The following is a 14571-nucleotide window of genomic DNA, read 5'->3' as shown; positions in this document are numbered from 1 at the left end:
AGCGGGAAAGAAAAAAACCGGCCCCTGAACGGGGCCGGCGTGCAGCTGGGACGCAAGACGATCAGAAGCCGACCGTCAGCTGGGCCCAGTAGCGGCGGCCGTCATACACGGCATCGAAGGTTTCATCCGTGACGCGCTTGTCCAGGATGTTGTAGATGCCGAAACCAACGCGGGTGTTCTTGTTGATCTTGTAGGACAGGCCCGCGTCCACAAAGGTGAAGGACGGGGTGCCGTCGCTCATGGACGTGCGGCTCAGGTAGTCGGAAGTGCGTCCGCGGTAATTGACCCGGCTCCACAGGCCCAACTGTTCGTTGACGTCCCAGTCCAGCGTGGCGTTGAACATGTGTTTGGGCATCTTGTTCAAGGGGCGACCGGCGAATTCGCCGCTTTTCTGCTTGGAATAGGTGTAGGTGTAGTTGGCTGCCAGGCGCAGGTCGTCCGTGATCGACCAGGTGGTCGAGGCTTCCACGCCGCGCATCACGGCCTTGTCCACGTTCACGCGATCGCTGATGAATTTGTAGCCCTGGTCGCCGGGGAACACGTGGCAGTTGGGCAGTCCGTCGGGATCCGTGCAGCGGCGAGTCTCGGAGATCTTGTCCTTGAAGTCGGTGTTGAAGAAGGTCAGGCTGTTGACCAGGCCGTTGCGGTTGTCCCAGATCAGGCCCAGTTCCTGGCTCAGGCTCTTTTCCGGCTTCAGGTTGGGATTGCCCACGATCACGGCGGGCACGCCGCCGCCTCCGCCTGTGATCTGGCCCCAGTCGGCCACCGCCGAGCGCAGCGCCGGCGCCTTGAAGCCGGACGACACGCCGCCCTTGATGCTCAATTGCTCGGTGGCGTGCCAGACGCCATACAGGCGCGGGGTCCAGTGGTCGCCGTAATTCTCGTCATGGGTCATGCGCAGGCCGCCGGTCAGGGCGAAGTTGTCCGTCATGCTCCATTCATCTTCCGCAAACACGGACCATTGGTCGCGGCTCAGATTGTTGACGTCCGGCTTGTACTGGTTGCCCATGTCGCGCAGCTCTTCTCGCAGGAACTGAAAGCCCGAGGTCAGCATGTGGTTGCCCAGCGGCATGCTCCACTGCGTATTGAACTCCGTGTTCTTCAGGAACATGTTGCGGCCGGGATTGTCGATCTCTTCGCGCTGAACATAGGTGGAGGAGACCGCCTTGCCCCAGCGGCCGTTGTGGGTGAGCGAATAGACATTGCGGTCGTACTTGCTCTGGGACAGTTCATTGGGCGTGCACTTGCCGCGGCTGCAGCTCTCGACGGCCATGCTCTTGCCGGGCGTGGAGGTGCGCTCCTGCAAGGTGCGCGAGAATTCGGCCGTCAGGTCGTGATCGGCGTTGGGCGTCAGGGTCAGCTTGACCGTGCCCGAGGAGGTGTTCTGCTTGTTGAAGCCGTTCAGGATCTCGTCCTCGTTGCGGCGCGACTCCTGACCGTAGATCTGCAGGCCCAGCAGGTCTTCCTTGATGGGGCCGGCCAGGTAGAAGTTGCCCTGGTAGATATTGCCGGACTTGGAGTCTTCCTGGAACGTGCCTTCGGTACGCAGAGAGCCTGTCCATTCCTTGTTGACTTTGCGGGTGATGATGTTGATCACCCCGCCCATGGCTTCGGAGCCATACAGGGAGGACATGGGGCCCCGGATGACTTCGATGCGCTCGATGGCCTGCATGGGAGGCAGCCACCCCTGCTCGATGCCGGCATTGTCGCTGTTGGGACGGGTTTCACGCGAGTTCTGCCGTTTGCCGTCCACCAGGATCAGGGTATAGGCGGACGACATGCCGCGTATGCTGATGTCGCTGCTGCTCGCCCCGCCGGTGATCACCACGCCGGGCACGTCCTTGAGCGCATCGGTCACGTCGCGATAAGCCTTTTTCTCCAGTTCTGCACGCGGAATGACGCTGATGGAAGCGGGCGCGTCCTCCACGGCCTGCTCGAATCCCGACGCGGTGACCACGATATTGTCCAACTGCTTCACGTCCTGTTGGGCCAGGGCGCTGGAAAGAGGAAAGGCGGAGCCGGTCAGGATGGTCAGCACGCGTGCGGTAGGGAAGAGTTTGAATGAAGACGACATGGGCTGGATATCAAATTAAATAATAAAATAAACGATAACAAGAATTATTCTTATTATTAAAATATTTCTTTTGTAAACTCCTGGCCATTCTTTTTTTTGTTCTGTGGACTCATTGCAACGCTCGAGCTCCAGCCTTGACGGCGCAGAAGAATTCTGCCTTTAAGCTCGCCGTCAGCCGTCGGAAAGGGAAGACGGGCAGGGATGCGCGGGGCGTGCGCACCCTGCGGTATGATGGCCGGGCGGCCGGTCCCGGAGGCCGGCCCCAGACCTGGCATCATGCCGGGCCTTTTACCTGGAGGCCGCGCGCAGATACCGCTGTCGGAGAAAAAAGCTATGTCGCAACAACGGTTTTGTCATGGGCTGCTGGCGTGCGCCCTTGGGCTGTCATTGTTTTCGCCTGCCTTGCAGGCGTGCACGCGGGCGGTGTATCTGGGAGAGAACGGCCAGATCATCACCACGCGGTCCATGGACTGGAAGACGGATGTCATGACCAATCTCTGGGTCTTTCCCAGGGGAGCGCAGCGTACGGGTCAGGCAGGACCGGACTCCATCGAGTGGACGTCGAGGTATGGCAGCGTGATTGCATCCGGCTATGACATCTCCACGACGGACGGCGTCAATGAAAAAGGGCTCAATGCCAACCTGCTGTGGCTGGTGGAGTCCTCGTATCCCGCGCCCGTCAAGGGGGATAAAACGCTCAGCATTTCCCTATGGGCGCAGTATGTGCTGGACAATTTCGCAAGCGTGGCCGAGGCGGTCGCCGCCCTGGAGAAGGAGCCTTTCGTCATCGTGACGGACCAGGTGCCCGGCGAGCAGCGCCTGGCGACCTTGCATCTGTCCATGTCCGACTCCTCAGGCGACAGCGCCATCGTCGAGTACATCGACGGCAAGCAGGTCATCCATCATGGGCGCCAGTATCAGGTCATGACCAATTCGCCGACCTTCGACCAGCAATTGGCCTTGAACGAATATTGGAAGCAGATCGGCGGCACTGTCATGCTGCCGGGTACGAACCGGGCGGCCGACCGCTTTGCGCGCGCTTCCTTCTACATCAATGCGGTGCCCCAGGCCGCCCCGCCCAACGAGGCCCTGGCCAGCGCTTTCAGCGTCATACGCAATGCGTCCGTGCCTTACGGCATCACGACCGAAAGCGAGCCCAATATTTCCTCCACGCGCTGGCGCACGGTCTTCGATCACAAGCGCGGCTTGTATTTCTTCGAATCCGCCCTGACGCCCAATACCTTCTGGGTGGATACGCGGCGGGTGGACTTTTCGGCCGAGACCGGCAAGGTGCTCAAACTGGACCTGGGACCGAACCAGACCAACGTCTATTCGGGCGACGCCCTGGATCAGTTCAAGCCGGCTGAGCCGTTCCGGTTCCTGGGCATCTGACCGTGCGCCGTTGCGTCGGCCTTGCCGTCCATGGCAAGGCCGGTGCTTCGGGCGCATCCGCCTGTCGAAGGCTGGAGAAGGAGTGTTGCGTTTTTTCGATGTGAATTCCAGAGCGGTCCTGGCTGGATTATGCTTTGCCATGTAATGCGCGCTGACGACGCGCCTTCACGCCAGTCGCGAGGCTGGGTCCTTCACAAGGAGGAATGCCATGAAATCCGTTTCATCACGCCCTTGGGCGGCAGGGCTGGCCGCCGCCGCCCTGGTGCTTCTTGCCGGATGCAGCAGCGGTCCCGCGGGCAAGGCGCTGCTGGGCACGCAGAAGAATGTGGATCTGGCGCGCTACGTGGGGCTCTGGTACGAACAGGCTCGCCTGCCCAACCGTTTTCAGGATCAGTGCGTGGGCGACGTGCAGGCCATGTACGAGTTGGTGGAGCAGGGCTTGCGGGTGACCAACCGCTGCCGCACGGCGTCCGGGCAGTTCGACGAGGCCAAGGCGTTCGGGCGCCTGGCCCCCGATACCGAAGACCCAGCCCGCCTGCAGGTGCGTTTCGCACCCCAGTGGATGTCCTGGCTGCCCTGGGTCTGGGGGGACTACTGGATCCTGCGGGTGGACGGCGATTACGACTATGCTCTGGTCGGCACGCCGGACCGGGAATACCTGTGGGTGCTGAGCCGCAAGCCGCAGGCGGACGAGGCGCGCATCCAGTCCCTGCTGGATTATGCGGCGTCTCAGGGCTTCGATATCGCCAAGGTCCGGCGCACGCCGCAATCGCCGGGTTGACTGCGCGACGGGCAATTGTCATCTGAACGGTTTACAGTAGGACCTTTCAGTAAAGCGTAATAACCATGCCTTATGTTGTGACGGATGCGTGCATCCAGTGCAAATACACCGATTGCGTGTCGGTGTGCCCCATGGACTGTTTCTTCGAAGGCCCGAATTTCCTGGTGATCCATCCGGACGAGTGCATAGATTGTTCGATCTGCGTGGCCGAATGCCCGGTGGGCGCCATCGTCAGCGAACAGGACTTGAAGCCGGAGCAGGCCGTCTATGCCGACCTTAACCGGGAGTTGAGCCAGGCTCCCGGCTGGGTGCGGATCACTCGACAGAAAGCGCCTTTGCCGGAGCACGAGTACTGGGCGGGACGCAGCGGCAAGCTCGGCCTGCTGCAGCGGCCCTAGATCGATGCAGCCCCATTCTGGTCAGCCGGGCCGACGCTGGAAGCGCCAGACGGCCAGGGCGGCGGTCAGCAGCAGTGCCGTGCACGCGGCCAGCACGGCTACGTAGCCGCCATCGAAGGCGTTGCGGGCCAGTTCGCCCACCAGCAGCGCCTGGTCCCGGGGCAGGGATTCGGCCGCCAGCAGGGCTTCGTCCAGGCTGTCGCGTACGGCGAAGGGCAGGTTCGTACCTGCCGGCAACAGCAGAGTAGCGCTGTACACCGCGGAAAGCAGGCTGCCCATCAGGGTCACGCCCAGCGCGCCGCCCAGTTCATAGGACATTTCCTCCACGGACGCCGCCATCCCTGCGCGCGAGGCTGGCGCGCTTTGCATGATGGTGCTGGAGGCGGCCGTCATGGCCGCGCCTATGCCCAGCCCCAAGAGCGCCAGGCTGACAGCCTGCAGGGCCTGGGGCGCATTGTGCCAGAGCAGATAGGCGCCCATGCCCAGACCCGACAGCGTCAGGGAGCCGGTCAGCAGGCGCGCGCTGCCGATGCGGGGCAGCAGCTTGCCGGCCAGCGGACCGGCCAGAAAAGCCGCCAGAGGCAGCGGGACGATGGCCAGGCCGGCTTCCAGCGGCGAGAAGCCCAGTACCAGTTGCAGGCGTTGACTGAAAACCAGCTCCATGCCGATCAGGGCGGCGGAGGCGGTCAGGGCCGCCACGACCGAGGTTGTGAAGGCGGCATTGCGAAACAGCGAAAAATCGATCAGCGGATGCGGGCTGCGGCGCTGCTGGCGTGCGAACAGGGTCAGGAACAGCACGCCGGCGGCCAGCGCGGCGGCAGCCAGCGGCCAGGCGGGCGTTTGCTTGCCGGCTTCCTTGATGGCGAAGGTGCAGGCCACCAGTCCCACCATGATGATCAGGGACCCTTTCAGATCCCAAGGACGCGAGGTATCGGGGCGCGAACGCGGCACAAGCAGCATTCCCAGCGGCAGGGCGAGCAATACGATGGGTACGTTGATCAGGAACACCGAGCCCCACCAGAAATGCTCCAGAAGCAGGCCGCCGACCACCGGTCCGAAGGCGGCGCCGCCCGAGGCGACTGCAGCCCAGATGCCGATGGCGACGGCGCGCTCGCGCTCGTCCGCGAAGGTGATGCGGATCAGCGACAAGGTGGCCGGCATCATCATGGCCGCGGCCACGCCCAGGAAGGCCCGGGCGGCGATGAGGGCCGCAGGGGTGGGGGAGTAGGCGGCGGCCAGCGAAGCCAGGCCGAACAGGGCCAGGCCGGACAGGAACAGGCGTTTGTGGCCGAGACGGTCGCCCAAGGTGCCCATGCCCAGCAGCAGGCCGGATACGACCAGGGCGTAGATGTTGACGATCCATAGCTTTTGCGAGGCCGAGGCGTGCAGATCGTGGGTCAGGCGGGGAAGGGCGGTATAGAGCACTGTCATGTCGATGACGATGAGCAGCAGCGCCGCCGAGACAATGGCCAGGACCAGCCAGCGCCGGCTTGTGGTCGGATGGGTCTGGGCTTGGTTGGGCGTCGTGGTGAAGGACATGGGAAAGCGTCGTTGTTGCGAAGCGTTTATGATCCATCAATAATATCTGCGTACAAAGTTAAATAGCATCTATAAATTTGATAGCATGGATTGGACCCTGGAAAGAATGAGGCACTTCGTGGCCGTGGCCGAGGCCGGCTCCATGACTCAGGCCGCCCGGAACCTGGGCAAGGTGCAGTCGGCGCTGAGCACATCCATAGGTTTGCTGGAAGCGGACCTGAATCTGGAATTGTTCGATCGTTCCCGGCGCGCGCTGAGGCTGACGGCGGCCGGCGAGGTCATGTTGCTGGAGGCGCATGCCTTGTTGCGCCAGGCCGATGTCCTGGAGCGGCGCGCCCTGGAGTTGTCCCAGGGGCAGCCCGCACGCCTGGAGATCGCCCTGGACGAAGCCCTGCCCCTGGAGCCGGTGTCGCTGCTGCTCAAGGAGCTGGCGGCCCGCTGGCCGGCGCTGGAGCTGACGGTGCTCAACGGCACGGCCTCGGAAGTGATGGCCTACGTGGCCGAGGGACGCTCCCGGATCGCTTTCCAGTTCGACCGCGGCCCCGCTGCGGCGCAGTTCGCGCAGCGCTACATAGGCACCGTGCCGCAAGCCATCTGCGTGGCGCGCACGCACAGCCTGGCGCGCCAGGGGCAGGTCAGCCGCAGGGATCTGGCCGGCCATCGCCAACTGCTGATGCACATCGAAGGCGCGGAGCAGGCCGTTATCAGCCCCAGCGTCTGGCGTTCGGACAGCTTCTACGTGATCGCGGACATGGTGGCCGATGGCCTGGGCTGGGCCATCCTGCCCCTGAACATCGCCGAATACGAGAACCTGCGCGCCAAGCTGCGGCAGCTGCATTGCAAGGAGATGGTCCTGCCGCCTCTGGCGGTGCGCATGCTGTGGCGGCAGGGCGAGGCCTTGCCGCCGGCCGTTCTGCGGATGCAGCAACGCCTGCCGGCGCTGCTGCCCTGAGGAGAATCAGCAGGCCAGGGGGAGGCGGCCTGGTGCCCGCCCTGGGCCCAGCGTTGCACGCCCTCCCAGATTTCGGCGACATCGTGGGCGATCAGGTCCGCCTTCCAGCTGGGTATGGCCGGGTCCTGCGCGCAATATCCGTAGGCCGCCACCATGGTGGCCATGCCGGCGGCCTGGCCGGCCTGTATGTCGCGCTGGTCGTCGCCCACGTAAAGGCAGTGCTGCGGCTGGAAGCCGGCTTTTTCGGCGGCGTAGAGCAGGGGGGCGGGATGCGGCTTGGCATGGCCGGTGGTGTCTCCGCCCACGGTGACGGCGCAAGCCTGCTCCAGGCCCAGGTGGCGTATCAGGGGCAGCGCCAGGTATTCCAGCTTGCCGGTGACGATGCCCCAGGTGTACTGGTTGTGCTCCAGCCGCTGCAGCATCTCGGCCACGCCCTCGAACAGATGGGTGAGCGAAGTCATGTTGGCCTCGTAGTCCTGCAGGAACTGCGCGCGCAGCTGGGCGTATTCGGGATGGTCCGGGTTCATGTCCAGGGCCGCCTTGAGCAGGCCGCGGGCCCCATGCGAAGCGTGGGGGCGCAAGGTCTCGTAGGGCAGGGCGGCCAGGCCGCGCTGCAGGCGCAGCCGGTTGGCGGCGGCGGCCAGGTCGGGAGCGGAGTCGGCCAGGGTGCCGTCGAAATCGAACAGGACGAGTTTCTTCATGGACATGGGGTCAGTCTTGCCGGCGGGTGGCCACCAGGTAGTTGACGGAGGTGTCGCCGGACAGGCGATAGTGATCGGTGATGGGGTTGTACTCCAGGCCTCTCAGCTCTTCGGCCTCCAGTCCGCAGTGGCGCGCTGTCTGGATCAGTTCGCTGGGCTTGATGAAGCCTTCGTAGCTGTGCGTTCCCTTGGGGATCAGGCGCAGCACGTATTCCGCGCCCACGATGGCGAACAGAAAGGACTTGGGATTGCGGTTCAGGGTGGAGAAGAACACCCAGCCGCCCGGTTTGACCAGGCTCGAGCAGGCGCGGATGATGGAGCCAGGGTCCGGCACGTGCTCGAGCATCTCCATGCAGGTCACCACGTCGAAGCGCGCCGGGTGCCGTTCGGCCATGTCCTCGGCGCTGACGGTCTCGTACTGCACGGGTACGCCCGATTCCAGGCTGTGCAGCCGCGCGATCTTCAGGGAGCGTTCGGCCAGGTCTATGCCGGTGACTTCGCCGCCGGCCTGCGCCAGGCTTTCGGACAGGATCCCGCCGCCGCAACCCACGTCCAGCACCCGCTTGCCCTGCAGCGGACCGGTGTGTGAAAGAATCCAGTCCAGGCGCAGCGGGTTGATGGCGTGCAGCGGCTTGAATTCGCTGGTCGGATCCCACCAGCGGGAGGCCAGCGCGCTGAACTTGTCGATTTCTGCCTGATCGACGTTGGCGGTCGCGGCAGTAGGTGTGGAGACTGTCATGGTTCACCCAAAAAATTAAGGCCCCGCGAAAGCGGAGCCTTAATTGTAGCCTTAGCTACGGAAATGCGTGGCGCAGCAGGAATTACTTGCGGTTGCCGACGATTTCGATTTCCACGCGACGGTTCTGAGCGCGGCCTTCGCGGGTCTTGTTGGACGCCACGGGTTGGCTTTCGCCCTTGCCTTCAGCGTAGATGCGGTCAGCAGGAACGCCTTTGCTGATCAGGTACTGCTTGACGGTGTTGGCGCGACGCTCGGACAGCTTCTGGTTGTAAGCTTCGGTACCGATGGAGTCGGTGTGACCGGTGGCGATCAGGGTTTCCAGATTGATGGACTGAACGGTTTCAGCCACTTGATCCAGGACCTGGCGGCCTTCTGGCTTCAGCGTTGCCTTGTCGAAGTCGAAGAACGTGTCGGCGTTCAGGGTCACTTTGGTGACGGTGGGAGCTACGACGGGAGCTTCGGGAGCCTGAGCAACGGGCACACCGTCACAACCTGGAATGCCCGTGGCGGGAGTCCAGAAGTTGTTACGCCAGCACAGTTCGTTGGTGCCGTTCTTCCAAACGTCGCCAAACGGATTGCGCCAGTTGTTGATCTCGCCGGATTCCTGTGCGGAAACTGCACCGGAGGCCGATACAGCGGCAATGGCGAGTACAAGTGCGATTTTGGAGGGTTTGTTCATATTTCTCCTCGTTGAGCTGATGCTGTTAAGTGACCGCAGCGAACCCCTGCCGCCGATTTACGGAACCAGTATAGCAATGCCCTGAACGGATCAAAGAATTGCGCTGGGTTTCATGCGTGTTAGCTCGAATCTTAAGACATTTCGGTCCCATGCGTTAGGTTGACGGGGAACGATTCGGCCAGATAAACGGAATTAACCCCGTTCTTTCCCGTTATTGTTGGTTTTAGGCAACAAGGCGTGAAGCGGGAGCGGGAGGCTACGGACGGGCGGGCATGACCGGCCGGCACACTTCTTTTTCACGCCCGCCCCCCGCATCCGGACGGGGCGGGCGCGCCTGAATCGTCCGCTGCGTCCCTCTATGTGAAAGTGCTAGAATTTCCTCTTGTCCCGTTTACGGCTGGCTTACTGCTTAACCCATATCTATAAAGAATTAACCTATGGATTCCTTTGCCAAGGAGACGCTTCCCGTTTCACTTGAAGAGGAGATGCGCCGCAGCTACCTCGATTACGCCATGAGCGTGATCGTTGGCCGTGCTCTTCCCGACGTGCGAGATGGTTTGAAGCCTGTGCATCGCCGTGTCTTGTTTGCCATGCACGAACTCAACAACGATTGGAATCGTGCCTACAAGAAATCGGCCCGTATCGTCGGCGACGTCATCGGTAAATACCACCCGCATGGTGATTCCGCCGTTTACGACACCATCGTGCGCCTGGCGCAGGATTTCTCCATGCGCTACACGCTGGTGGACGGACAAGGCAACTTCGGCTCCATCGACGGCGACAATGCCGCCGCCATGCGCTATACCGAAATCCGCCTGGCCAAGATCGCGCACGAGCTGCTGGCCGACATCGACCAGGAAACCGTGGACTTCGTGCCCAACTACGACGGCAGCGAAAAAGAGCCGGCCCTGCTGCCATCGCGCCTGCCCAACCTGCTGGTCAACGGCAGCTCGGGCATCGCGGTGGGCATGGCCACCAACATTCCGCCGCACAACCTGGCCGAAGTGGTCAACGGCTGCCTGTATTGCCTGCGCAATCCGGAGTGTTCGGTCGATGAGCTGATCGAGCACATCCCTGCGCCCGACTTCCCGACCGGCGGCATCATCTACGGCATGTCCGGCGGGCGCGAGGGCTACCGCACAGGCCGCGGCCGCGTCATCATGCGCGCCAGCACGCACTTCGAAGACATGGAGAAGGGCAACCGCCAGGCCATCGTGGTCGACGCCATTCCCTACCAGGTCAACAAGAAGTCCCTGCAGGAGCGCATCGCCGAGCTGGTCAACGAGAAGCGCATCGAGGGCATCTCGGACATCCGCGACGAATCCGACAAGGACGGCATGCGCCTGGTGATCGAGCTCAAGCGCGGCGAAGTGCCCGAAGTGGTGCTGAACAACCTGTACAAGAACACCCAGCTGCAGGAAACCTTCGGCATGAACATGGTGGCCCTGGTCGACGGCCAGCCCCGCCTGCTGAACCTGAAGCAACTGGGTGAGTATTTCCTGAGCCACCGCCGCGAAGTGGTCACGCGCCGCACCGTGTTCCAGTTGCGCAAGGCGCGCGAACGCGGCCACGTGCTGGAAGGCCTGGCCGTGGCGCTGGCCAATATCGACGACTTCATCGAGATCATCAAGGCCGCGCCCACGCCGCCGGTGGCCCGCCAGGACCTGATGGCACGCTCCTGGGACTCCAGCCTGGTGCGCGAGATGCTCGCGCGCGCCGGCCCCAGCGCCATCGTGGGCGGCCGCCAGGCCTATCGCCCCGACGATCTGGGCGCCGAGTTCGGAATGGGACAGGACGGCCTGTACCGCCTGAGCGAAGTGCAGGCCCAGGAAATCCTGAACATGCGCCTGCAGCGCCTGACCGGCCTGGAGCAGGACAAGATCGTCCAGGAATACCGCGAAGTCATGGACAAGATCGCCGACCTGCTGGACATCCTGGCCAGCCCCGCGCGCGTCTCGGCCATCATCGGCGACGAGCTGATCGCCCTGCGCGACGAATTCTCCGCCACCGGCAAGGACCTGCGCCGCTCCCAGATCGAGCACAACGCCACCGAGCTGGACACCGAGGACTTGATCACCCCCATGGACATGGTGGTGACGCTCTCGCACAGCGGCTACATCAAGAGCCAGCCGCTGTCTGAATACCGCGCCCAGCGCCGCGGCGGCCGCGGCAAGCAGGCCACCGCCATGAAGGAAGACGACTGGATCGACCAGCTCTTCATCGCCAATACGCACGACTACCTGTTGTGCTTCTCCAACCGCGGCCGGGTCTACTGGCTCAAGGTCTGGGAGGTGCCGCAAGGCTCGCGCAACTCGCGCGGCCGCCCCATCGTCAACATGTTCCCGCTGGAGGACGGCGAGAAGATCACGGTGGTGCTGTCGGTCAAGGAATTCAGCGAGGACCAGTTCGTGTTCATGGCCACCTCGCGCGGCACGGTCAAGAAGACCCCGCTGTCGGATTTCTCCAATCCCCGCAAGGCCGGCATCATCGCCGTGGGCCTGGACGAGGGCGACTACCTGATCGGTGCGCAACTGACCGACGGCGTGCACGACGTCATGCTGTTCTCGGACGCCGGCAAGGCCGTGCGCTTTGACGAAGGCGACGTGCGCCCCATGGGCCGTGCGGCGCGCGGCGTGCGCGGCATGATGCTGGAGGACGGCCAGTCCGTCATCGCCCTGCTGGTGGCCGAAGATGAAAGCCAGTCCGTGCTGACCGCCACCGAGAACGGCTACGGCAAGCGCACCCCCATTGCCGAATACACCCGCCATGGCCGCGGCACCAAGGGCATGATCGCCATCCAGACCTCGGCCCGCAACGGCAAGGTCGTGGGCGCCGTGCTGGTGCGCGATACCGACGAGATCATGCTGATCACCACCGGCGGCGTGCTGGTGCGCACCCGCGTTGCGGAGATCCGCGAGATGGGGCGCGCCACGCAGGGCGTCACCCTCATCAGCGTGGACGACGACAGCCAGCTCTCGGGCGTGTACCGCGTGGTCGAGACCGACGACGAGGTCGAGGCAAGCCTGGCCGAAGAGGGCCGGGTCGAGGACGACCGGACCCAGGACGATCAGTCCGGCTCCGCCGATGGACAGGCGAATACTACAGGCAAGGAAGACGTGTGATGCGCGTATGGAATTTTTCGGCAGGCCCGTCGATGCTGCCTCTGGAAGTGCTGGAGCAGGCCGCCGCCGAAATGACGGATTGGCGCGGCACGGGCATGTCCATCATGGAAATGAGCCATCGCGGCAAGGACTACATGGGCGTGCGCGACGAGGCCGAAGCCGACCTGCGCGCCCTGCTGGCCGTGCCCGATGATTTCGCGGTGCTGTTCGTGCAGGGCGGGGCGCAAGGCCAGAACGGTCTCATTCCCCTGAACCTGATCCAGCGCAACGGCAGCGGCAAGGCCGACTACGTGCTTTCGGGCAGCTGGTCGGTCAAATCCTACGAAGAGGCCAAGCGCTACGGCGACATCCAGGTGGCCGGCACCAGCGGACACGAATGGCAGGACCTGGGCCGTACCTGGTCGCCCTGGACATGGTTCCAGGAACCTGCGCAATGGAAGGTGCGCCCGGACGCCGCCTACGTGCACGTGTGCACCAACGAGACCATAGGCGGGGTCGAATTCAACGACATGCCCAGCCTGGACGTGCCGCTGGTGGCCGACGTTTCCTCCAACATCCTGTCGCGCCCCATCGACTTCTCGCGCGTGTCGCTGGCCTACGCCGGCGCCCAGAAGAACGCAGGCATGTCCGGCATTGCCCTGATGATCATCCGCAAGGACCTGCTGGGTCATGCCATGGACGTCTGTCCCTCGGCCTTCAACTACGCCAACATCGCTGCACAGCAGTCCATGTTCAACACGCCGCCCACCTATTCCATCTACATGGCCGGCCTGGTGTTCAAGTGGCTGCTGCGCCAGGGCGGGGTGGCCGCCATCCAGGAGCGCAACGCCGCCAAGGCGCAGGCCCTGTACGGCTACCTGGACGCCTCGGAGTTCTACTCCAACAAGGTGCATCCTGCGTACCGCTCCCGCATGAACGTGCCGTTCCTGCTGCGCGACGAGTCCCTGAACGGCGCCTTCCTGGAGCAGGCGCAGGCCGCCGGCCTGACTTCCCTGAAAGGGCACAAGAGCGTGGGCGGCATGCGCGCCTCGATCTACAACGCCATGCCGCTGGAGGGCGTGCAGGCGCTTATCGAATTCATGAACGACTTTGAACGACGGAATGGCTAATACCTTAACTGAACGCCTGCTGCCCTGGCGCAACCGCATCGACGAGCTGGATCGCCAGATTCTGGAATTGCTGAACGAGCGCGCCCGCGCGGCGCTGGAAGTCGGCAAGATCAAGCAGGACTTCAATGCGGACGAGGTCATCCTCAAGCCCGAACGCGAGGCGCGCATCGTGCGCCGGCTGCAGTCGGAGAACAGGGGGCCCTTCACGCCGGCCGCCGTCGAGGCGGTGTGGGGGCAGATCATCTCGGCCTGTCGCGGACTGGAAAGCGTGCTGCGCGTGGCCTACCTGGGCCCGCAGGGCTCGTTCTCCGAACAGGCGGCCTATGAGCATTTCGGCCATGCCCTGGACGGCCTGCAATGCGATTCCTTCGACGAAGTCTTTCGCAGCGTGGAAGTCGGCCAGGCGGACGTGGGCATGGTGCCGGTGGAGAACTCCACCGAAGGCGCGGTGAACCGCACCCTGGACCTGCTGCTCAATTCGCCGCTGCGCGTGCTGGGCGAGCGCTCCATCCGCGTGCACCACAATCTGCTGACCCAGTCCGGGACCATGGAAGGGGTCACCCGCGTCATGGCCCATCCGCAGGCCCTGGCGCAATGCCAGAGCTGGCTGCAGAAGCATCACCCCCAGTTGCTGCGCGAAGCGGCCTCCAGCAATGCCGAGGCCGCCCGCATCGCCGCCGACGATCCCACCGTGGCCGCGATCGCCGGCAACACGGCGGTCACCGCCTGGAACCTGGGCGTGGTGGAGTCGGGCATCCAGGACGATCCGCACAACCGCACCCGTTTCCTGGCCATCGGCAACATCGAGTCCCTGCCCAGCGGCAACGACAAGACCAGCATCATCCTGGCCGTGCCCAACCGGGCCGGCGCCGTCTACGACATGCTCTCGCCGCTGGCCGTGCACGGCGTGTCCATGACGCGCCTGGAGTCCCGCCCGGCCCGCACCGGCCAATGGGAATATTATTTCTACGTCGACCTGATCGGTCACCGCGACGAGCCCGCCATGGCGGCCGCCCTGACCGAACTGAAGAAACAGGTCGCCTTCTTCAAGATCCTGGGGTCCTACCCCGTCAACGATTTCTGAT

The 14571-nt window shown here is 63.7% G+C and carries 11 protein-coding genes and 1 pseudogene; 7 read left to right on the top strand and 5 right to left on the bottom strand.

Annotation, left to right across the window (positions count from 1 at the left end; all coding sequences use genetic code 11):
- Window positions 1-61: 61 nt before the first annotated feature.
- A complete protein-coding gene (locus ACWPWO_RS10275; protein WP_454006530.1) occupies window positions 62-2074 on the bottom strand; it encodes a ligand-gated channel protein in 2013 nt (670 codons plus the stop codon).
- A gap of 333 nt (window positions 2075-2407) precedes the next feature.
- Between ACWPWO_RS10275 and ACWPWO_RS10270 the strand changes: the two genes are divergently transcribed.
- The 3 genes from ACWPWO_RS10270 (at window position 2408) to fdxA (ending at window position 4645) form a co-directional block, all read left to right on the top strand.
- A complete protein-coding gene (locus ACWPWO_RS10270) occupies window positions 2408-3466 on the top strand; it encodes a linear amide C-N hydrolase (protein WP_454006529.1) in 1059 nt (352 codons plus the stop codon).
- 208 nt (window positions 3467-3674) lie between these two features.
- A complete protein-coding gene (locus ACWPWO_RS10265; protein ID WP_454006528.1) occupies window positions 3675-4247 on the top strand; it encodes a lipocalin family protein in 573 nt (190 codons plus the stop codon).
- A 65-nt stretch (window positions 4248-4312) separates the two neighbouring features.
- Window positions 4313-4645 carry a ferredoxin FdxA gene (gene fdxA, locus ACWPWO_RS10260; RefSeq protein ID WP_394060561.1) on the top strand — a complete coding sequence of 111 codons (333 nt, stop codon included), beginning with the start codon at window positions 4313-4315 and terminating at the stop codon, window positions 4643-4645.
- Window positions 4646-4666: 21 nt separating this feature from the next.
- On the opposite strand, the gene ACWPWO_RS10255 is transcribed toward fdxA, so the two are convergent.
- On the bottom strand, window positions 4667-6184 hold the full coding sequence (locus ACWPWO_RS10255) for an MFS transporter (protein ID WP_454006527.1): 1518 nt from the start codon (window positions 6182-6184) through the stop codon (window positions 4667-4669).
- A gap of 85 nt (window positions 6185-6269) precedes the next feature.
- On the opposite strand from ACWPWO_RS10255, the gene ACWPWO_RS10250 reads away from it, so the two are divergent.
- Window positions 6270-7136: a LysR family transcriptional regulator gene (locus ACWPWO_RS10250; RefSeq protein ID WP_454006526.1), complete on the top strand. Its 867-nt coding sequence runs from the start codon at window positions 6270-6272 to the stop codon at window positions 7134-7136.
- 53 nt (window positions 7137-7189) lie between these two features.
- On the opposite strand, the pseudogene gph reads toward ACWPWO_RS10250, so the two are convergent.
- From gph to ompA, 3 genes and pseudogenes are all read right to left on the bottom strand, one after another.
- Window positions 7190-7837 (bottom strand): annotated as a pseudogene (gph, locus tag ACWPWO_RS10245) (phosphoglycolate phosphatase); the annotation flags it as partial.
- A gap of 10 nt (window positions 7838-7847) precedes the next feature.
- Window positions 7848-8576: a bifunctional 2-polyprenyl-6-hydroxyphenol methylase/3-demethylubiquinol 3-O-methyltransferase UbiG gene (gene ubiG / locus ACWPWO_RS10240; RefSeq protein ID WP_454006525.1), complete on the bottom strand. Its 729-nt coding sequence runs from the start codon at window positions 8574-8576 to the stop codon at window positions 7848-7850.
- Between the two features lie 82 nt (window positions 8577-8658).
- Complete coding sequence (ompA, locus tag ACWPWO_RS10235) at window positions 8659-9255, bottom strand: outer membrane protein OmpA (RefSeq protein WP_394060553.1); 597 nt, start codon at window positions 9253-9255, stop codon at window positions 8659-8661.
- A 437-nt stretch (window positions 9256-9692) separates the two neighbouring features.
- Between ompA and gyrA the strand changes: the two genes are divergently transcribed.
- From gyrA to pheA, 3 genes are read left to right on the top strand one after another with little or no spacing between them, the layout of a single operon-like run.
- Complete coding sequence (gene gyrA, locus ACWPWO_RS10230) at window positions 9693-12377, top strand: DNA gyrase subunit A (protein WP_454006524.1); 2685 nt, start codon at window positions 9693-9695, stop codon at window positions 12375-12377.
- On the top strand, window positions 12377-13486 hold the full coding sequence (serC, locus tag ACWPWO_RS10225) for a 3-phosphoserine/phosphohydroxythreonine transaminase (RefSeq protein WP_394060549.1): 1110 nt from the start codon (window positions 12377-12379) through the stop codon (window positions 13484-13486). Before gyrA ends, serC begins: the two co-directional genes overlap by 1 nt.
- Complete coding sequence (gene pheA, locus ACWPWO_RS10220) at window positions 13479-14570, top strand: prephenate dehydratase (RefSeq protein ID WP_454006523.1); 1092 nt, start codon at window positions 13479-13481, stop codon at window positions 14568-14570. The genes serC and pheA overlap by 8 nt, the downstream gene beginning before the upstream one ends.
- Window position 14571: the final 1 nt, after the last annotated feature.

This window comes from Alcaligenes sp. Marseille-Q7550, from assembly GCF_965112015.1.
The sequence above is the reverse complement of the archived record's forward strand: the minus strand, read 5'-3'. Positions and strand labels throughout refer to the sequence as shown.